This window comes from Nocardiopsis baichengensis YIM 90130 (assembly GCF_000341205.1).
GTDB lineage: Bacteria > Actinomycetota > Actinomycetes > Streptosporangiales > Streptosporangiaceae > Nocardiopsis_A > Nocardiopsis_A halophila.
This window is the reverse complement of record NZ_ANAS01000007.1, coordinates 30988-48610: the sequence shown is the minus strand read 5'-3', so window position 1 is coordinate 48610 and position 17623 is coordinate 30988. Positions and strand designations below refer to the sequence as shown.

General features: G+C 72.8%; 21 protein-coding genes. 16 read left to right on the top strand and 5 right to left on the bottom strand.

The window, feature by feature from the left end; genetic code table 11:
* Positions 1 to 4 precede the first annotated feature (4 nt).
* The 5 genes from C892_RS0107895 to C892_RS30410 all read left to right on the top strand — a co-directional run bounded on the left by C892_RS0107895 (position 5) and on the right by C892_RS30410 (position 2946).
* On the top strand, positions 5 to 184 hold the full coding sequence (locus C892_RS0107895; protein WP_017539944.1) for a DUF6104 family protein: 180 nt from the start codon (positions 5 to 7) through the stop codon (positions 182 to 184).
* Between the two features lie 201 nt (positions 185 to 385).
* Positions 386 to 1240: a DUF4097 family beta strand repeat-containing protein gene (locus C892_RS0107890; RefSeq protein ID WP_017539943.1), complete on the top strand. Its 855-nt coding sequence runs from the start codon at positions 386 to 388 to the stop codon at positions 1238 to 1240.
* Complete coding sequence (locus tag C892_RS0107885; protein WP_017556765.1) at positions 1237 to 2412, top strand: PadR family transcriptional regulator; 1176 nt, start codon at positions 1237 to 1239, stop codon at positions 2410 to 2412. The genes C892_RS0107890 and C892_RS0107885 overlap by 4 nt, the downstream gene beginning before the upstream one ends.
* A gap of 109 nt (positions 2413 to 2521) precedes the next feature.
* Positions 2522 to 2731 (top strand): hypothetical protein, encoded by a 210-nt coding sequence (locus C892_RS0107880; RefSeq protein WP_017556764.1) that lies wholly within the window; start codon positions 2522 to 2524, stop codon positions 2729 to 2731.
* On the top strand, positions 2731 to 2946 hold the full coding sequence (locus C892_RS30410) for a type II toxin-antitoxin system HicA family toxin (protein WP_083934338.1): 216 nt from the start codon (positions 2731 to 2733) through the stop codon (positions 2944 to 2946). The genes C892_RS0107880 and C892_RS30410 overlap by 1 nt, the downstream gene beginning before the upstream one ends.
* 49 nt (positions 2947 to 2995) lie before the next feature.
* On the opposite strand, the gene C892_RS0107875 is transcribed toward C892_RS30410, so the two are convergent.
* The gene (locus C892_RS0107875; RefSeq protein ID WP_017556763.1) at positions 2996 to 3961 is read right to left on the bottom strand and encodes a zinc-binding dehydrogenase; all 966 of its coding nucleotides are present in this window, start codon (positions 3959 to 3961) and stop codon (positions 2996 to 2998) included.
* Positions 3962 to 3970: 9 nt separating this feature from the next.
* Positions 3971 to 4483, bottom strand: a complete 513-nt coding sequence (locus C892_RS0107870; RefSeq protein ID WP_239647303.1) for an ATP-binding protein — start codon at positions 4481 to 4483, stop codon at positions 3971 to 3973.
* Between the two features lie 191 nt (positions 4484 to 4674).
* On the opposite strand from C892_RS0107870, the gene C892_RS0107865 reads away from it, so the two are divergent.
* Both C892_RS0107865 and C892_RS0107860 read left to right on the top strand, forming a co-directional pair.
* Positions 4675 to 5568 (top strand): helix-turn-helix domain-containing protein, encoded by an 894-nt coding sequence (locus C892_RS0107865; protein WP_083932686.1) that lies wholly within the window; start codon positions 4675 to 4677, stop codon positions 5566 to 5568.
* 23 nt (positions 5569 to 5591) lie between these two features.
* On the top strand, positions 5592 to 5801 hold the full coding sequence (locus C892_RS0107860; RefSeq protein WP_017539937.1) for a DUF397 domain-containing protein: 210 nt from the start codon (positions 5592 to 5594) through the stop codon (positions 5799 to 5801).
* A gap of 176 nt (positions 5802 to 5977) precedes the next feature.
* Here C892_RS0107860 and C892_RS0107855 read toward each other — a convergent pair whose 3' ends face one another.
* Positions 5978 to 7168 carry an NAD(P)-dependent malic enzyme gene (locus tag C892_RS0107855; protein ID WP_017539936.1) on the bottom strand — a complete coding sequence of 397 codons (1191 nt, stop codon included), beginning with the start codon at positions 7166 to 7168 and terminating at the stop codon, positions 5978 to 5980.
* A 396-nt stretch (positions 7169 to 7564) separates the two neighbouring features.
* Here C892_RS0107855 and C892_RS0107850 point away from each other — a divergent pair, with 396 nt between their 5' ends.
* From C892_RS0107850 to C892_RS0107825, 6 genes are all read left to right on the top strand, one after another.
* Positions 7565 to 8482, top strand: coding sequence for an ABC transporter substrate-binding protein (locus tag C892_RS0107850; protein WP_017556761.1), 918 nt, complete (start codon positions 7565 to 7567; stop codon positions 8480 to 8482).
* A gap of 8 nt (positions 8483 to 8490) precedes the next feature.
* Entirely contained in the window at positions 8491 to 9444 is a 954-nt protein-coding gene (locus C892_RS0107845) for an amino acid ABC transporter permease (protein WP_017556760.1), read from the top strand.
* Between the two features lie 83 nt (positions 9445 to 9527).
* Entirely contained in the window at positions 9528 to 10280 is a 753-nt protein-coding gene (locus C892_RS0107840; RefSeq protein WP_017539932.1) for an amino acid ABC transporter ATP-binding protein, read from the top strand.
* Between the two features lie 367 nt (positions 10281 to 10647).
* Positions 10648 to 11121 carry a GNAT family N-acetyltransferase gene (locus C892_RS0107835; protein WP_017556758.1) on the top strand — a complete coding sequence of 158 codons (474 nt, stop codon included), beginning with the start codon at positions 10648 to 10650 and terminating at the stop codon, positions 11119 to 11121.
* Positions 11122 to 11411: 290 nt separating this feature from the next.
* Positions 11412 to 11837: an ATP-binding protein gene (locus C892_RS0107830; protein WP_017539930.1), complete on the top strand. Its 426-nt coding sequence runs from the start codon at positions 11412 to 11414 to the stop codon at positions 11835 to 11837.
* Positions 11838 to 11878: 41 nt separating this feature from the next.
* The gene (locus C892_RS0107825) at positions 11879 to 12637 is read left to right on the top strand and encodes an RNA polymerase sigma factor SigF (RefSeq protein ID WP_192826431.1); all 759 of its coding nucleotides are present in this window, start codon (positions 11879 to 11881) and stop codon (positions 12635 to 12637) included.
* Positions 12638 to 12792: 155 nt separating this feature from the next.
* Here C892_RS0107825 and C892_RS0107820 read toward each other — a convergent pair whose 3' ends face one another.
* The gene (locus tag C892_RS0107820) at positions 12793 to 13221 is read right to left on the bottom strand and encodes a hypothetical protein (protein ID WP_017539928.1); all 429 of its coding nucleotides are present in this window, start codon (positions 13219 to 13221) and stop codon (positions 12793 to 12795) included.
* A 161-nt stretch (positions 13222 to 13382) separates the two neighbouring features.
* Here C892_RS0107820 and C892_RS0107815 point away from each other — a divergent pair, with 161 nt between their 5' ends.
* Positions 13383 to 14318, top strand: coding sequence for a diacylglycerol/lipid kinase family protein (locus C892_RS0107815; RefSeq protein WP_017556757.1), 936 nt, complete (start codon positions 13383 to 13385; stop codon positions 14316 to 14318).
* Positions 14319 to 14635: 317 nt separating this feature from the next.
* Positions 14636 to 14890 carry a WhiB family transcriptional regulator gene (locus C892_RS0107810; protein ID WP_017539926.1) on the top strand — a complete coding sequence of 85 codons (255 nt, stop codon included), beginning with the start codon at positions 14636 to 14638 and terminating at the stop codon, positions 14888 to 14890.
* A gap of 277 nt (positions 14891 to 15167) precedes the next feature.
* On the opposite strand, the gene C892_RS0107805 is transcribed toward C892_RS0107810, so the two are convergent.
* Positions 15168 to 16718: a sensor histidine kinase gene (locus tag C892_RS0107805; protein ID WP_017539925.1), complete on the bottom strand. Its 1551-nt coding sequence runs from the start codon at positions 16716 to 16718 to the stop codon at positions 15168 to 15170.
* A 106-nt stretch (positions 16719 to 16824) separates the two neighbouring features.
* Here C892_RS0107805 and C892_RS0107800 point away from each other — a divergent pair, with 106 nt between their 5' ends.
* The gene (locus tag C892_RS0107800) at positions 16825 to 17568 is read left to right on the top strand and encodes a GntR family transcriptional regulator (protein WP_017556756.1); all 744 of its coding nucleotides are present in this window, start codon (positions 16825 to 16827) and stop codon (positions 17566 to 17568) included.
* Positions 17569 to 17623: the final 55 nt, after the last annotated feature.

The window sequence follows — 17623 nt, the reverse complement described above, 5'->3', positions numbered from 1 at the left end:
CGCCATGTACTACACCGACCGCGGGATCGAGGAGCTGGAGCGGCGCCGGGGCGAGGAGGAGGTCTCCTTCGCCTGGCTCTCCGACCAGCTGCGCACGTTCACCGATCTGAATCCGGAGTTCGAGACGGCCGTCGACCGGCTGGCCACCTGGCTGGCCCGGCTCGACGACGACGAGGACGACTGACCCGGGACGGGTCCGCGCTCTGCCGAGGGGACCCCCGACACCGTCGGGGGTCCCCTTCCGTTTCCGCTCCCCCGGCCGGAGCCCCGGGGGCGGGGTCGGGGTCGCCCCCGGCACTCCCCTGATCCTTCGCGACATATCTTGAATTGCCCTCTGACGCGACATATCGTGTTTGCAGAACTGTTCGAGTCGAAAGGTGTCGCGATGGCGCGTTGGACCATCGACCAGCCGACGACGCGGGTCCTCGACGGGATCGTGGCGCTGCGCGTCCGTGTCATCGGCGGTCACGTCAACATCCTGCCCACCGACGATCCGGCGACCTTCGAGGTCTCCGACATCAAGGGCGAGCCCGTGCTGGCCACGCACGAGGCCGGCATCCTCACCCTGACCTACGAGGACCTGACCGGCGGCGGCCTGCTGGACCGCCTCAAGCCCGTGCAGCTGTCCGGGTACAAGGACGTGGGGCGGCGCACGGCCGCGATCGACCTGCGGGTCCCCCGCGACTGCCCCGTGGAGGTGACCACCCTCTCCGCGCCCATCGTTGCGGCCGGGCTGGCGGGGCGGGTGCAGCTGCGGACCGCCTCGGGCGACGTCACCCTGGACGAGCTGTCCGGGGACGTGGAGGTCTCCACGGTCAGCGGCGACCTGGCCGCCCGCGGGCTGCAGGGCGGCCTGTCCTTCAACAGCGTCGGCGGCCAGGCCGCGGTGGCCGGGGGGCGGCTGTCCTCCTTCGCCGCCAAGACCGCCTCCGGCAAGGTGCTGGCCGACGTCGAGCCGGCCTCCTCGGCGCGGTTCCGGCTGGCCTCGATCTCCGGCGGGGTGGCGCTGCGGGTTCCCGCCGACACCTCCGCCGACGTGGACCTGCGCTCGGCCACCGGCGCCCTGGACGCGGAGTTCGGGCTGGAGCGGCGGACCCTGCGCGGGCGCACCCGCCTGAGCGGGACCATCGGCAGCGGCCCCGACCCGGCCGCGATCAGCACGACCACGGTGTCGGGGGCGGTCTCCCTGCTGCGCCGCGCCCCCGACGCCCCGGCCGCGATTCCGAGGGGGAACGCATGAGCACCATCTTCGGCCACGGTCGGCTCCGGCTCTACCTGCTCAAACTGCTGGACGAGAGCCCGAAGCACGGCTACGAGATCATCAGCCTGCTGCGCGACCGGTTCATGGGGGTGTACTCGCCCTCGCCGGGCACCATCTACCCGCGCCTGGCCCGCCTGGAGGAGGAGGGCCTGGTCACCCACGAGGAGGTCAACGGGCGCAAGGTCTACCGGCTGACCGACAAGGGGCGCGAGGAGCTGCGCAGCCGCAGCTCGGACCTGAACGACCTGGAGCGCGAGCTCACCGAGTCGGTGCGGGACGTGGCCCGCGCGGTCAAGGAGGACGTGCGCGACACCATCAGCTCGCTGCGCGAGGAGCTGAAGTACGCCGCCTCCGGCGGTCGGCGCTCCAAGGACTCCGCCCCCGGCGAGGGGGCGGCCGCCGAGGGCGGGAAGGGCCCGGAGGGCTCCGGCGAGGGCGCGGGCCGGGAGCGCTCCGCCACGGAGGACGCGGACCGCGGCCCGTGGTGGGGCCGCGACTGGGAGCGCCTGGCCAAGGACGTCGGCGGCTCCTGGAAGGGGGCCTGGGGAAGCGCCTGGGGCGGCTGGGGCTCCTGGGGGGAGCGCCGCTCCGAAGGCGGCGAGGGCCGCGAGGGCTCCGAAGGCGCCGGGAGCGCGGCCTCGGACCGGGACGGTGCCGGCGGGCGCGAGTTCGACCAGGCGCTGCACGACTTCGCCGACCGCGTCCGCGACATGGTCCGGGAGGCGGGCACCGTGGGCGAGACGGCGGTGCGCGACTTCCGGCGGATCCTGGACGACACCCTCGACGTGCTCCAGCGCGACATGGCCGGATGGGGTCCGGGGGGCAAGGAACGCACCGCCGAGGAGGAAGAGGAGGAGGGCGGCGGCACGACCGCCCGCGAGGCCTCTGACACAGCCGACACTGCCGGCGCCTCCGGCGGTGAGGGGCCGCGGTCCGGCCAGGAGCCGCCGAAGACCGAGGAGAAGAAGACCGAGGAGAAGGGGCCTTTCGCCCAGCCCCCGGCGGCCGAGGACGCCTCCGACCCGTGGTCCACCGCGATTCGCGAACAGGACCGCCCCGAGCAGAAGGCCCCCGAGGCGGAGGCCGAAGCCGAGGGAAGGGCCGACCCGACGGAGGACGGCAAGGGAGACGCCAGGCCCGGCACGTCCTGACGCCGCAGTCCACAAGTACGCGATCGCCCCGCATCACCAGGGGCGATCGCGTATCGTTATTGGCAATGAGGTCCTTCTTGAACAGCACTGCAGGAGGAAGGCGCCGACGATGAACCAGATCGTCCATGTGTCCTACACAGTCGAACAGGATGAAGACGACATGTGGTGTGCCCACGCCGTACTCCGCTCCGGTGTCGGCGCGGTCGGCGAAGGAACTACTCCTGAAGCTGCGGTCGAGGATCTCAGAGAAGCCGTCACCGGACTCATCGAAGAGTTCGGCCCCCCACAGGAGCTCACCTTGGAACTGAAGGTGGCCTAATGCCGCCTGTTCCGAGCATGCGAGGCGAGGACGTGGTCCGTGCGCTGAAGAAGCACGGGTTCACCGTTGCGAGGGTTCGCGGAAGTCACCACATCATGCGGCATACGGACGGACGCGGCACCACTGTCCCTGTTCATGCGGGCAGGGATGTATCCAAGGGGGCCCTGCGCGCCATTCTCCAGGACACTGGCCTTACCGTGTCCGACCTTCGTTAGGTGACGGGGCCGGCGCCTCGGTCGGCACCCGCCCCGCACGGCTCACGGCTCAGACCGTGAAGACGATCTTGCCGAACTGGTCGCCCGCCGCCATGGCCGCGAAGCCCTCCTTGGCCTGGGTCAGCGGCAGCACGCGGTCGATGGTGGGGCGCACGCCGGTGCGGGCCAGCATCTCGGTCAGGTGGGACAGCTCCTCGCGGCTGCCCATGGTGGAGCCGACCACCTGCAGCTGCAGGAAGAACATCCGGGTCAGCTCGGCCGACGGGGCGTCGCCGCTGGTGGCGCCGCAGGTGACGATCGTGCCGCCGGGCTTGAGCGCGCGCACCGAGTGGCCCCAGGTGGCCTGGCCGACCGAGTCGAAGACGACGTCGGCCTTCTCCGGCAGCCGCTCCCCCGTCGGAACGGCGGCGTAGGCGCCCAGCGCCAGGGCGCGGTCCCGCTTGGCCTCGCTGCGGCTGGTGGCGTAGACGCGGTGCCCCGCCCGGGCGGCCAGGGCGATGAGCGCCCCGGCCACGCCGCCTCCGGCGCCCTGGACCAGCAGGGTCGAGCCGGGGGCCGGGGCGGCCTTGCTGAAGAGCATGGAGTAGGCGGTCAGCCAGGCCGTGGGCAGGCAGGCCGCCTCCTCGAAGCTCAGCTCCGGCGGCTTGGGCACCAGGTTGCGGCGCGGAACCGCCACCTTCTCGGCCAGCGTGCCGTCGTGGACCTCCGACAGCAGCGAGCGGCGCGGGTCGAAGGTCTCCCCGCCGGGCACCGACGGGTCGCCGACGACGGCGTGCACGATCACCTCGTTGCCGTCCTCGTCGAGCCCGGCCGCGTCGCAGCCCAGCACCATGGGCAGGCGGTCGGCGCTCAGGCCGACGCCGCGCAGGCTCCACAGGTCGTGGTGGTTGAGGGAGGCGGCCTTGACGTCGACGACGGTCCAGCCGTCGCGGGGGGCGGGGTCGGGCCGCTCTGCGGCCTCCAGGCCGGAGACGGGGTCGTCGGGGGCGATGCGCGCGGCGGTGATAGCGAACATGCCCGAACCCTAGCGATCGGCGGAGGCGAAGGCGGGCGGGGCCCCGGGGTCGAGGGAGAAGGCGACCACGCGCCCCCCGGGCATCGGTTCGGTGTGCCAATCGCCGGCCAGCGCCTCCACCATCGCCAGCCCGCGGCCGCTCTCCTGGTCGGGGGAGAACCCGCCCACGGCCGGGCGGCCGCCGGGGGCGTCGGGGCGCGGCCCCTCGTCGTGCACGGCGACGGTGACCGCGCCGGGGCGGTGCACCACCTCGACGCCGAACCGCCCTCCGGGCTCACCGCTGCGGGTGTGCCGCACCGCGTTCGAGGCCACCTCGCTGACCAGCAGCGTCGCCGCCTCCACCAGGTCCTCCTCCAGGGCGGGGCACAGCGCGAGCGTGGAGCGGACGAAGCCGCGCGCCTCGCGCACGTACTGCTCCTCGCCGGGGAACCCGCACCGGGCCATGACCACGGCTCCGGCGCCCCGGGCCCGGGGGACCGCGGGGAACTCCCCGGCAGGCCGTCCCTGAAGTGTCGCGCTCATGGCTGGCTCCCCCCTGGGCGTGGTGGCGCTCCGGTCCGGTCCGGATGCGCGCCCGGATGAGACATCCTCCTCTCACGCCCCGCCCGCTGCAATTGCTTCCCTGATTTTTCCCTACCCGCGTTGGCCCCCTCTGATGTCCAGTAGCCTCGTTCCGTTCTCCTTTCGGCACTCCCCTCAGCCAGGAGGTCACCTTGCCCGCTTCCAACAGCCCCACGGCCCGGCGGCGCCGGCTGGGCGTTGAATTGCGCCGTCTGCGCGAGAACTCCGGAATGACCGGAGAAGAGGCGGCGGAACGCATGGCCTGGTCGGGCAGCAAGCTCTCCCGGATCGAGCGGGGACAGGTCGCCACCAACTCCGACGACGTGCGCGACCTGCTCGACCTCTACAAGGTCGAGGACTCGGCCCTGCGCACCACCCTGGTCACGCTGGCCCGGGAGTCGCGGCGGCGCGGCTGGTGGCACGTGTACGGCGACGTCATGCCCGAGCGCTTCGAGGTCTACCTGGGCCTGGAGCCGGAGGCGGCGGTGCTGCGCTTCTACCAGGCGCAGATCGTCCCGGGACTGTTCCAGACCGAGGACTACGCCCGCGCCCTGCTGGAGGCCCACCCCGCCTCGGTCGCCCCCGACGAGGTCGAACGCCGGGTGGAGCTGCGGATCCGGCGCCGGGAGCTGCTCTTCTCCGAGCACGCGGCACTGCCCCACGTGTGGGTGGTGCTGGACGAATCGGTGCTGCACCGCCCGGTCGGCGGGCCCGCGGTCATGGCCGACCAGATCGGCCATCTCCTGGAGGCCGGGCGCAGGAACCGGGTCACCGTTCAGGTCGTCCCCTTCGGAATAGGGGTGCATTCCGGACTCGACGGGGCATTCGACATCCTCGAGTTCCCCGAATCCGATATCCACACCCCCAAACTCGTCCATTTGGAGAACCTGACGAGCAGCCTCTATATAGAAAAGGCCAAGGAGGTGCACTTCTACACGGTGGCCTTCGAGCACCTGCGCACCGCCGCGCTGAACCCGGAAAGGACCCGCCGGGTCCTGGCGGAGATGGAGCGCACCATGCGGGCGCGGGCGCAGGACGACGAGTGAACCGCAAGACGAGGAGGCGCGGCATGCCCGCGATCGATCCACAGCTCCCCCCGCACGCCCGCTGGCGGACCAGCAGCCACAGCAGTACCGGCGGCGGCCAGTGCGTCGAGGTGGCGGACGCGCCGGCGGGTACGTGGCTGCGGGACTCCCGCGACCCGCAGGGGGCGGTGCTGGCCTTCGGCCACGCCGCCTGGGCGGCCTTCGTGGAGGCCGCGTCCGGAGGACGGCTGTAGCACGGGACTCCCCTGGAGTCCGCCCTGAGGGGCCGACAGGCCGGGGGCGCACCGCGCGGCCGCCCGCGGGCGGCACACCCCGCGGGGGCGGCGGGCACGGATCCGGGGCGGACGACCCCGCCCCGGATCCGTCACGCACGATGACCGGGCGACTACACCGCCCCCGGGCGCCGGCCTCAGGCGCCGGCCACCCCGTCCTTGCGGGCCTGGGCCGCCACCGCGGCCGAGACCGCGGGCACGACCCGCTCGTCGAAGGTGCTGGGGATGATGTAGTCGGCGCTCAGGTCGTCGCCGACCAGGTCCGCCAGGGCGTCGGCGGCCGCGAGCTTCATGCCCTCGGTGATGTCGGAGGCGCCCGCGTCCAGCGCGCCCCGGAAGACGCCCGGGAACGCCAGGACGTTGTTGATCTGGTTGGGGAAGTCGCTGCGCCCGGTGGCCACGACCGCGGCGTACTTGCGCGCCACGTCCGGGTGGACCTCCGGGTTGGGGTTGGCCATGGCGCAGATGATCGCCTGGGGCGCCATGGTGGCCACGACGTCCTCGGGCACCTCGCCCGCCGAGAGCCCGATGAACACGTCCGCCCCGGAGAGCGCGTTCTCGATCGACCCCTCGAGGCCGGCGCGGTTGCTGACCGCCGCCAGCTCCTCCTTGACCGGGGTCAGGCCCTCGCGGCCGGCGTAGATCATGCCCTTGCTGTCGGCCACGGCGATGTCGCCGATCCCGCCCTCCACGAGCATCTTGGTGACCGCCACACCGGCCGCCCCCGCGCCGGAGACCACGGCGCGCAGGTCGCCCAGGGTGCGCCCGGTCAGCCGGGCCGCGTTGCGCAGCGCGGCCACCGTGACGATGGCGGTGCCGTGCTGGTCGTCGTGGAAGACCGGGATGTCCAGCCGCTCCCGCAGCCGCCGCTCGACCTCGAAGCAGCGCGGAGCGGAGATGTCCTCCAGGTTGATCCCGCCGAAGGACGGCGCCATCCGGGCCACCGTCTCCACCAGGTCGTCGACGTCGGTGCAGTTGAGCGCGATCGGCACCGAGTCGACCCCGCCGAACTGCTTGAACAGCAGCGACTTGCCCTCCATGACCGGGAGCGAGGCCTCGGGGCCGATGTCGCCCAGGCCCAGCACGGCCGAGCCGTCGGTGACGACCGCGACGAGGTTGCTCTTCCAGGTGTAGGAATCGACGAGCTCGGGGGATTCGGCGATGCCGCTGCACACACGCGCCACGCCGGGGGTGTAGGCCAGGGACAGCCCGGCGTGGTCGCTCACGTCGACCGTGGACCGGACCTCCAGCTTGCCGCCCCGGTGCAGGGCGAAGGCCGGATCGGAATCGAACTCGCTATGCCGCTCGCGCGGCGAATCGGTGGTCAACTCTCAAACCCCTCAGTACATCGGAGCCCGCCGGTCGGCCATGACACGGGCGGGCGGGTGAGCAGGTGGACGGCGCGCGGAGGCCGTGGGTGCTAGGGGACGGCTCCGCCTCCGGCCGGCCAGGACCGGGGCGTTCGAGCCGGCCTCCGCTCGGCCGGTATGCAGGCCAAGCGCCGCCTCGTCCACGGGGGTGACCCGTTACCCAATCATCTCACAACGGTGACCGGAGCAACATGCCGGGTGGCGACGATGGTACGCCCCGCGCCCTCGGCCGGAGGGGAGGCCGGAGGACCCCGGCCGACGCCGCCAGGGCGCGGCCGGTAGCGCAGCCAAGTCCGGGCGCCCCGCGCCCCCGGCCCTAAGGAGACCCACGTGGCCTCGCCGACGAGCTCCCCCATGACCCCCTTCCGCGCCAGAGGCCTGCTCGCCGCGGGAGCCGCGGCCGCGACCCTGGCCGCCTCCGCCTGCGGGGGCGGCGCCCCGGAGGAGGAGGGCGACGCCGGCGGCGGCGCCCCCGAGGTCGAGGCGGACCAGGACGTGGCCGCCCTCGTCCCCGACGACGTCCGGGAGGAGGGCTCGCTGATCATCGGCGTCGACGCCAGCTACGCCCCGGGCGAGTTCCTGGACGCCGACGGCTCCACCGTGGTCGGCTTCAACGTCGACCTGTTCGACGCGGTCGCGGCCAAGATGGACCTGGACACCGCCTGGGAGTCCTCCACCTTCGGCACCATCGTCGAGGGTGTTGACAGCGGCAAGTACGACGTGGGCGTGTCCTCGTTCACCATCAACGCCGAGCGCCTCAAGCAGGTGAACATGGTGAGCTACTACACCGTGGGCACCCAGTGGTTCACCGCCGCGGGCAACCCGGAGGGCGTCGACCCCGACGACGCGTGCGGGCTGACCGTGGCCGTGCAGGCCAACACCGTCCAGGTCGAGGACATCCAGGAGCGCAGCGACGCCTGCGAGGAGGCCGGCGACCCGGCGATCACGATCGACCAGTACGAGCGCCAGGACCAGGCCACCCAGTCGATCGTGTCCGGCAAGAGCGACGCCGGCCTGGCCGACATGCCGGTGGCGGTCTACGCCGTGGAGCAGACCGACGGCCAGCTGGAGACGCTGGGCGAGCAGTACGAGGCGGCCCCCTACGGCGCGGTCGTCGACCGGGAGAACGAGGAGCTGGCCGAGGCGGTCCGGGCGGGCTACCAGGCGATCATCGACGACGGCACCTACGAGCAGGTGCTGGCCGACTGGGACCTGGACACCCAGGGCATGGTCGAGTCCGCAGAGGTCAACCCCGACGTCGACGACGAATAAGGCGCCGCGTGAACACACCGACCCCATCCGACCCGACCGAGGAGCGGACGGCGCCCGAGCCCATCAAGGCCGTGCCCGTCCGCCACCCCGGCCGCTGGATCGCCTCGGGCGTGCTCCTGGTCCTGGCGGCCATGTTCGTCCACATGCTGGTGACGAACGACAAGTTCAACTGGCCGTTCCTGCTGGAGAACATGTTCTCCACGCCGGTGCTCTACGGCGTGTGGACCACGCTGAAGCTCACCGTGCTGGCCATGGCGGTGGGCATCTCCATCGGCATCGCGGTGGCGGTGATGCGGCTGTCGGGCAACCCCGTCCTCGCGGGACTGGCCTGGCTGTACACGTGGTTCTTCCGCGCCGTGCCGCGCCTGGTGCTGTGCGTGCTCTTCGGCAACATGGGCATCCTGTACCAGAACCTGGAGCTGGGGCTGCCCTTCGACACCTACTGGATGCCGCTGCTGGGCCTGGACGGGGACGCCCGCTTCTACAGCGTCCCGATGAACGAGGTCCTGACCCCGTTCATGGCGGCGCTGCTGGCGCTGGCCCTGTCGCAGGGCGCCTACATGGCCGAGATCGTCCGGGCCGGGCTGCTGTCGGTGGACAAGGGCCAGACCGAGGCCGCCCAGGCGCTGGGCATGGGCCGCGGGCTGATCCTGCGGCGCGTCACCCTGCCCCAGGCGCTGCGGGTGATCGTGCCGCCCACCGGCAACGAGGTCACCGCGATGCTGAAGGACACCTCGCTGGTGTCGGCGATCCCGCTGACGACCGAGCTGTTCTTCCAGCTCCAGGCCATCGGCAACCGCACCTTCGACCTGTTCCCGATGCTGGTGGCCGCCTGCCTGTGGTACCTGGCCATCACCAGCCTGCTGATGGTGGGGCAGTACTACCTGGAGCGCTCCTTCAACCGGGGCGACCGGACCGCGCAGGCCGAAGTGACGACCATGCAGAGCAAGGCGGGACATTGAGCGCAAAGGTAGGCGGAGCGGACGGCGGCGCACCGGCCGCCGCGGGCGCCGGGGACCTGCCGCAGGCCCCCGGCGAGGACGTGATGGTCCTGGCCGAGGACGTGCACAAGAGCTTCGGGCGGCTGGAGGTGCTGCGCGGCATCGACCTGCAGGTGCGCCGCGGCGAGGTGATGTGCGTGGTCGGCCCCTCGGGTTCGGGCAAGTCGACCTTCCTGCGGTGCATCAACCACCTGGAGAAGATCAACGCCGGACGGCTGTGGGTGAACGGGCGCCTGATGGGCTACCGCCAGCACCGCGGCCGGCTGCACGAGCTGCGCGACTCCCAGGTGGCCGCGCAGCGCCGGGACATCGGCATGGTGTTCCAGGCCTTCAACCTGTTCCCGCACATGTCGGTGCTGGGCAACGTGGTCGAGGCCCCGCTCCGGGTCAAGCGCGAGCCGCGCGGGCGGGCCCGGGAGACGGCCATGGAGCTGCTGGACAAGGTGGGGCTGGCGGACAAGGCCGCCGCCTTCCCGCGCCAGCTCTCCGGCGGCCAGCAGCAGCGGGTGGCGATCGCCCGGGCCCTGGCCATGCGCCCGCGGCTGATGCTGTTCGACGAGCCGACCAGCGCCCTGGACCCGGAGCTGGTGGGCGAGGTGCTGGACGTGATGAAGGACCTCGCCCGCGAGGGCATGACCATGGTCGTGGTGACCCACGAGATGGGCTTCGCCCGCGAGGTCGGCGACAGCCTGGTGTTCATGGACGGCGGCGTGGTGGTGGAGTCGGGGGATCCCAGGGCGGTGCTCTCCGACCCGCAGCACGAGCGCACCCAGGCGTTCCTGTCCAAGGTGCTCTGAAGCGCCCGTACCCGGGCGCTCGGAACCGGGCGCCCGGGTACGGCGCGTTCAGGGGCGAGCATCCGGGACGGCCCCTGCAGGGGCCGTCCCCTCCCGTCCGGCGGCGATGGCGTCCGCCGGAGTCGTGGCCCCCTCGGCGGCCGTGGCCGCCGGCGGTGGGCGGCCTCCGGCCCCCTGCCGACGGTCAGGGCGCCGGTCAGGGTGCCGAAGGCGGCCCGGGCCCGGGTCACGGCCGTGGCTCTGGGGCGGATCCGGTCGGACGGCGGTCGCACCGCTCCAGCGGACGCGGCCGCGGCCGCGGCGAGCGGTCGGCCGCCCGGGTACCGGGCGGTAGCGTGGGTCCCCCTGCCTGCGACGAGGAGTGCCATTGATCCGCCCCGCGCGCCCGGACGACGTCCCGGTGATCCTGAAGCTGATCCGCGAGCTCGCCGAGTACGAGCGCGAGCCGGACGCCGTCGAGGCCACCGAGGCCGACATCGAGCGCGCGCTCTTCGGCGAGGGCGCGGCCGCCCACGCGCACATCGCCGAGGCGGACGGCGAGGCCGTCGGCTTCGCCCTGTGGTTCCTGAACTTCTCCACGTGGACCGGCAGGCACGGCATCTACCTGGAGGACCTGTACGTCCGCCCGGAGATGCGCGGCCGCGGCCTGGGCAAGGCGCTGCTGACCGAGCTGGCGCGGCTGTGCGTCGAGCGCGGGTACCGGCGCCTGGAGTGGTCGGTGCTGGACTGGAACACGCCCTCCATCGCGTTCTACCGCTCGCTGGGCGCCGAGCCCATGGACGGGTGGACGGTCCACCGGCTCGACGGCGAGGCGCTGGGGCGCCTGGGCGGCGGGGACTAGGACCGGCAGGGGTGCTCCCGTCCCCCCGGGGCGGGCGGCGGGGCTCCAGGGGCGCGCGGGGCGTCCCCGAGAGCGTTCCCGATTCCCCGTACCCGTCCGAATACGCAGCCGACCACCGCGTTCTCCGGGTCGAGCGGGATCCGGGCGCGCGGACACACCGCCGATCCGTCCGGTTCGCCCCGTTTCGACCGGCCCGTCCGGCGGACACGGCACCCGCCGTGTGCCGCCACCCCGGCGGGAAACACGATAGATTGCACTCAAGCGGCACACTCGCTTCCCGGAGGAGGGACGTGACCGAAGAAACCGCCGCGCCCGTCTCGGGCGCCATGGACGTACGCGACGCCGTCACGGTGAAGATGCCGGCCGACAGCGCCTACCTGTCCGTGCTGCGCACCGCGACGGCCGGCCTGGCCGCCCGCCTGGACTTCACCCTCGACGAGATCGAGGACCTGCGCATCGGGGTCGACGAGGCATGCGCGATGCTGCTCGCCCAGGCCCTCCCCGGCACCGATCTGACCTGCGAATTCGAACTCACCGGCGACGGCATGCGGATCAGCGTCTCGGTGCTGACCGCGGACGGCCGGCTCCCGGCCCGCGACACCTTCGCCTGGACGGTGCTCTCCGCCCTGGCCGGGGAGGTCGACACCGTGGCCGGGCCCGACGACCGCGTCTCCATCGTCCTGCACAAACGCCGCGGCGCGGTGGAGACGGCGTGAGCGAGAGGGGGCCCGCTCTGACGGCGAAGACGGAGCACGCGGTGCCGGACCGGGCCCGCGCACGAGAGTTGTTCGAGCGCCTGAGCGAGCTTCCCGAGGACTCCCCGGAGCGCCAGCGCATCCGCGACGAACTCGTGGAGCTGCACCTGCCGCTCGTCGAGTACCTCGCCCGGCGCTTCCGCAACCGCGGGGAGTGGCTCGACGACCTGACCCAGGTCGCCACCATCGGGCTGATCAAGTCGATCGACCGGTTCGACCTGGACCGCGGGGTGGAGTTCTCCACCTACGCCACCCCGACCATCGTCGGCGAGATCAAGCGCCACTTCCGCGACAAGGGCTGGGCCGTGCGCGTGCCCCGGCGCCTGCAGGAGCTCAAGCTCTCCCTGACCAAGGCGGTCAGCGACCTGTCGCAGCGGGAGGGCCGCGCGCCCACCGTGCACGAGCTGGCCGAGCACCTGGGGATGAGCGAGGAGGAGGTCCTGGAGGGCCTGGAGTCGGCCAACGCCTACTCCACGGTCTCCCTCGACGCGCCCGACAGCGGGGACGAGGACGCCCCGGCGGTCGCCGACTCGCTCGGCATCGTGGACGACTCCCTGGAGGGCGTGGAGTACCGCGAGTCGCTCAAGCCCCTGCTGGAGCAGCTGCCGCCGAGGGAGAAGCGCATCCTGCTGCTGCGGTTCTTCGGCAACATGACGCAGTCGCAGATCGCCCAGGAGCTGGGCATCTCCCAGATGCACGTCTCGCGCCTGCTGGCCCGCACGCTGGCCCAGCTGCGCCAGGCGCTGACCACCGACGAGTAGGGCCCCGCCCGCCGGGCGGACCGGCGGGAACATGGAAACGATGAGGAGCCCCGCGCCGCACGGCGCGGGGCTCCTCGCCTCCCGTCGCGCCCCGTGAACGTCGGCTCGGCCGCCGCGAGTTCTCCGGCTCGGCCGCACTGCTCGCTCCGGCCGAACTATCCGCTCCGACCGCTCCGGCCGCTCTGCGCGCCGTGCCCGTCCGTGTTCTCCCCGGGGAAGAGGACCGCGGTGGTCGCGGGTGCCAGCACCAGTCCTATGGCCGCGACCGCGACGGCCACCATGCCCACGCTGACGGACATCCGGTCGGCCTCGTACATGGAGTAGGCGACGATCAGCATGAAGATCTGGGTGAGGACCACCGGCGTGCGCGCCCACGGGCGCAGCATCACCAGCCCCCAGGCCACGAACCCGAGCACGCCTGCGACGACGAGCCCGAAGACGGCCAGCGGGTAGGCGAACGAGGGGTCGGCGACCTCGCCGGCGACCGTGCGCAGGACCAGGGTGCCGCTCTCGAAGACCACGAGCAGGGCGACGACGGCCTGCAGGGCGGCGGCGAGCAGAAGGGTGACCGGGCGGTTGTACACGTTCCACACTATCGGCCGCCCGGCGCACCCCGCCTCGGGGCGGCCTCGGGGGCGACCTCGGGGCACCGCCGCGCGGCCCTCCCCCGAAGCCCCCGCGCCCGCAGGTGCCCCGAGTGCGTCCCCGGACCCCCGGAGTCGCAGGGCCTCGCTACACTGGCCGCGTGCGAGCGCTCTTCATCGTCAACCCGCAGGCGACCACCACCACGCCGCGCTCGCGCGACGTCATCGTCGGGGCCATCGCCCGCCACGTCGAGCTGCACGTGGCCCAGACCGAGTACCGCGACCACGCCGGCGAGATGGCGCGCGACGCCGCCGGCGAGGGCTTCGACCTGGTGGTGAGCCTGGGCGGGGACGGAACCGTCAACGAGGTGGTCAACGGGCTGCTGCGCACCCCCGCCGACCTGCCCCGCCCGAGCTACGCCGCGCTGCCCGGCGGCAGCGCCAACGTCTTCATCCGCGCCCTGGGCATGCCCAACGACCCGGTGGAGGCCACCGGCGCGGTGCTGGAGGCGCTGCGCTCGGGCTCCTCCCGCGAGGTGGGGCTGGGCCGGATCTCCTCCGGGCGCGACGACCGCTACTTCACCTTCTGCGCCGGGTTCGGCTGGGACGCCGACGTGGTCCAGGAGGTCGAGCGGCGGCGCCGCCGCGGACGCCGCGCCTCGCCGGCGCTCTACGGCGGGGTGGCGCTGAACAAGTTCCTGCGGGGCGAGACCCGCGACCCCTCCCTGCGGGTGCGCGCGCCGGGCCGCCCGACGGTCTCCGGGCTGCACTTCGCGCTGGTCACCAATACCACGCCGTGGACGTTCGCGGGCGCGGTGCCGGTGCAGCCCACCCCGCGGTCGCGGTTCCGGCTGGGACTGGACGCCTTCGGGATGAGCGCGCTGAACCCGGCGGTCACGGCGCGGGTCCTGGGGCGGATGCTGTCCCCCTCGGGGGTGCCGGCCACGGGGCGCGGCTATACCACGTGGCACGACCTCGAATCGCTCACGATCTCCTCGGAGCACCCGCGTCCGTTCCAGATCGACGGGGAGTATCTCGGCACGCGGGATCGGATCGATTTCCACTCCGTACCGAAGGCATTACGAATCATCGTGTGAGGTCATTCGCGGTCATTCTGTGACGCACGCGACACCGCGGCCTGTGCCGATCGCCCTCGAGCACTCTTGCGCGGGTCCGACAACCCTGACAGGCTCAACATGTCGCCGCACGTTACGGGCGAGTAAAACGGACGGTTCCGTGGTCGGAACGGGCAGTAGTCCCACCCCGGCCGAGGGCCGTACCGGTGCACTGTCCCGTCGGGCGCGTGCCCTAAGGACCGGGGCGACAAGGGTGTGCCCCGCGCCCATCGCCGACATCGTGAACGCGTTCACGAACTGCACGCCCCCGCACGCCTCGCTGTGAGGAGTTGATCCGCATGGACTGGCGCCACCACGCCGCCTGCCGTGACGAAGATCCCGAACTGTTCTTCCCCATCGGTGACTCCGGCCCCGCGCTCATCCAGATCGAAGAGGCCAAGTCCGTGTGCGCCGCCTGCCCGGTGTCGAGCGCCTGCCTGCAGTGGGCGCTGGAGACCGGCCAGGACGGCGGCGTGTGGGGCGGGATGAGCGAGGAGGAGCGCCGTTCGCTCCGCCGTCGCCGGGTCCGCCCCGCCGTCCGCGCCGGGGTCTAGCCTCTCCTTCCGCCGCCGAGGCGCTCCCCCGGGCGCGCCCACGGCCCTGTCTCCGCTCCCCCGTACCTCCCCGGATCCGCCGCCCGTCCACCGGGCCGTTCGGACGCCGCGGGAATGCGCCGGGCCCTGCCGCCCGCCCGTGCGCCGGGGACGCGGACACCCGCCGCCCCCGCCGCTGCCACCCCGGCCGCCGTCGACGGCCGCGACCGCTGGGAGCCATCCTGGCACCCCGCCCCGCGCGCCCGCACGCGGGGTCCCCCCTACCGCCGGAGAACGTTCAGGACGCCTGTTCGGCGGTGGGGTCGATGGGCAGCTCGATGACCACGGCGGTGCCCCCGTCGTCGCGCGGCTTGATCTCCAGGTGCCCGCCGAGCTCGGCCACCACCAGCGTGCGCACGATCTGCAGCCCCAGGCTGTTGCTGCCCGCGATGTCGAAGTCGATCGGCAGCCCGCCGCCGTCGTCGGTGACCTCGATGATCAGCCGGCCGACCGCCTCCTCGGCCCCGGGAAGGGCGTCCTCGCGGCGCACCCGCACCTCTATCGCGCCGGGGCCGTAGCTCAGCCCGTGCTCCACCGCGTTCTGCACCAGCTCGGTGAGGACCATCGACAGCGGGGTGGCCACCAGCGCCGAGAGCAGTCCGAAGTGGCCCACCCGGCGCGGCGTCACGTGCGCCTCGGTGGAGGAGACCTCCGCCGCCATCTCGATCACCCGGTCGGCGATGTCGTCGAAGTCGACGATCTCGTCGGGGGTGTGCGAGAGCATCTCGTGCACGATCGCGATCGAGCCGACCCGGCGCACCGCCTCGTCCAGGGCGGCCTGCCCCTCGGTGCTGTCCAGGCGGCGGGACTGCAGCCGCAGCAGTGCCGCCACCGTCTGCAGGTTGTTCTTCACCCGGTGGTGGATCTCCCGGATGGTGGCGTCCTTGGTCATCAGCTCGCGCTCGCGGCGGCGCAGCTCGGTGACGTCGCGCACCATCACCAGGGCGCCGATCCGCACGCCCTCGGTGATCAGCGGGATGGAGCGCAGCTGCACGGTGGAGCCGCGCGCCTCCACCTCCGACTCCTGGGGCACGCGGCCGCCCGCGGTCCAGGTCAGCGACTCGTCCCGGGCGTCCCCGGCGGCGGCCAGGTCCAGGGTGGTGCGGGCCAGCCGGGCGCCCACCAGGTCGGCGGTCAGGCCCAGGCGGCGGTAGGCCGACAGCGCGTTGGGGCTGGCGTAGACGACCTCCCCGTCGCGGTCCAGGCGCAGCAGCCCGTCGCCGACCCGGGGGGAGCGCACCATCAGCGGCCCCTGGTCGCTGAAGGGGAAGGCGCCCTCGGCGATCATCTGCGCCAGGTCGCTGGCGCTCTGCAGGTAGGTCAGCTCCAGCCGGCTGGGCGTGCGGGCCGAGCTGAGGTTGGTGCTGCGCTGGATCACCCCGATGAGCTTGCCCTGCCGGCGGACCGGGATGGTCTCCTCGCGCACGGGCACCCCGCCCGACCAGTCCGGGTCGCCCTCGCGGCAGATCCGCTCCTCGTTCCAGGCGCGGTCGATCAGCGCCAGGCGCGCGGCCGTGCGGGTGCGCTCGCCCTCGTCGGCGCCGTCGTCCGCGGGGTCCGGGAGCACCGCCTCCACCAGGTCGTCCTGGAAGGCGGTGGGGCCGGTGGTGGGGCGCATCTGGGAGACGGCGACCCAGCCGGTGCCGTCCCGCAGCCGCACCCACAGCACCAGGTCGGCGAAGGACAGGTCGGCCAGCAGCTGCCAGTCCGAGACCAGGGAGTGCAGCCACTCCAGGTCCGCGGTCTTGAGCGACGTATAGCGTCGGATGAGGTCGCTGAGGTGAGGCACACACAGATCATCCCACGAGTACGGGCATACTCGATGGACGTACTCGACCAGTGGTCCACACCAGTAGGGCCAGGTGCACCGCGACGGCGGGTGGAGGAGAGCAGGCGTGACGGGTCAGCGAACGGTCCGGGAGGACCCCCGGGTCCCCAAGTACTACCAGGTCAAGAAACAGCTCCTGGAGCTGATCGAGACCATGCCGGCGGGCAACCCGGTGCCTCCCGAGCGCGCCCTGGCCGCGCAGTTCGGCACCTCCCGCACCACGGTGCGCCAGGCGCTGACCGAGATGGTGGTCGAGGGGCGGCTGCTGCGCATCCAGGGCAAGGGGACCTTCGTGGCCAAGCCCAAGGTCGCCCAGATGCTCCAGCTGCAGAGCTACACCCAGGAGATGCGCGCCCACGGCCTGCACCCGGCCACCCGCATCCTGGACGTGAGCTACATCAACGCCGACGAGCAGCTGGCCGAGCTGCTGGCGATCCGCTCCGGCGGGCGGGTGCTGCGCATCGAGCGGCTGCGGCTGGCCAACGGCGAGCCGATGGCGGTGGAGACCGCGCACCTGGCCGCCCGCCGCTTCCCCGGCCTGCGCCGCCAGCTGGACCGGTACGCCTCCCTGTACGAGGCCCTGGCCAGCGCCTACGACGTGCGGCTGGCCGAGGCCGAGGCGACCATCGAGACGGTGCTGGCCACCCCGGACGAGGCACGGCTGCTCGGCGTGGACGTGGGCCTGCCGCTGGTGCTGCACTGCCAGCACAGCTTCGACAACGAGGGCAACCCGGTGGAGTGGGTGCGCTCGCTGTACCGGGGGGACCGCTACAAGTTCGTCACCCGCCTGCGCCCGCCCGAGGAGCGGTAGCCGCCCGCCCCTTGTCCGAGTGCGACCCCGATCACTACGGTGCTATTTGACTCGC

Excerpts from the sequence above, each read along its gene's own strand:
- C892_RS0107810 (WP_017539926.1), top strand. The coding sequence starts at position 14,636 with ATGGACTGGCGCCACCACGCCGCCTGCCGTGACGAAGATCCCGAACTG.
- C892_RS0107870 (WP_239647303.1), bottom strand. The coding sequence starts at position 4,483 with ATGAGCGCGACACTTCAGGGACGGCCTGCCGGGGAGTTCCCCGCGGTC.
- C892_RS0107875 (WP_017556763.1), bottom strand. The coding sequence starts at position 3,961 with ATGTTCGCTATCACCGCCGCGCGCATCGCCCCCGACGACCCCGTCTCC.
- C892_RS0107895 (WP_017539944.1), top strand. The coding sequence starts at position 5 with ATGTACTACACCGACCGCGGGATCGAGGAGCTGGAGCGGCGCCGGGGC.
- C892_RS30410 (WP_083934338.1), top strand. The coding sequence starts at position 2,731 with ATGCCGCCTGTTCCGAGCATGCGAGGCGAGGACGTGGTCCGTGCGCTG.
- C892_RS0107850 (WP_017556761.1), top strand. The coding sequence starts at position 7,565 with ATGACCCCCTTCCGCGCCAGAGGCCTGCTCGCCGCGGGAGCCGCGGCC.
- C892_RS0107885 (WP_017556765.1), top strand. The coding sequence starts at position 1,237 with ATGAGCACCATCTTCGGCCACGGTCGGCTCCGGCTCTACCTGCTCAAA.
- C892_RS0107840 (WP_017539932.1), top strand. The coding sequence starts at position 9,528 with ATGGTCCTGGCCGAGGACGTGCACAAGAGCTTCGGGCGGCTGGAGGTG.
- C892_RS0107880 (WP_017556764.1), top strand. The coding sequence starts at position 2,522 with ATGAACCAGATCGTCCATGTGTCCTACACAGTCGAACAGGATGAAGAC.
- C892_RS0107860 (WP_017539937.1), top strand. The coding sequence starts at position 5,592 with ATGCCCGCGATCGATCCACAGCTCCCCCCGCACGCCCGCTGGCGGACC.
- C892_RS0107890 (WP_017539943.1), top strand. The coding sequence starts at position 386 with ATGGCGCGTTGGACCATCGACCAGCCGACGACGCGGGTCCTCGACGGG.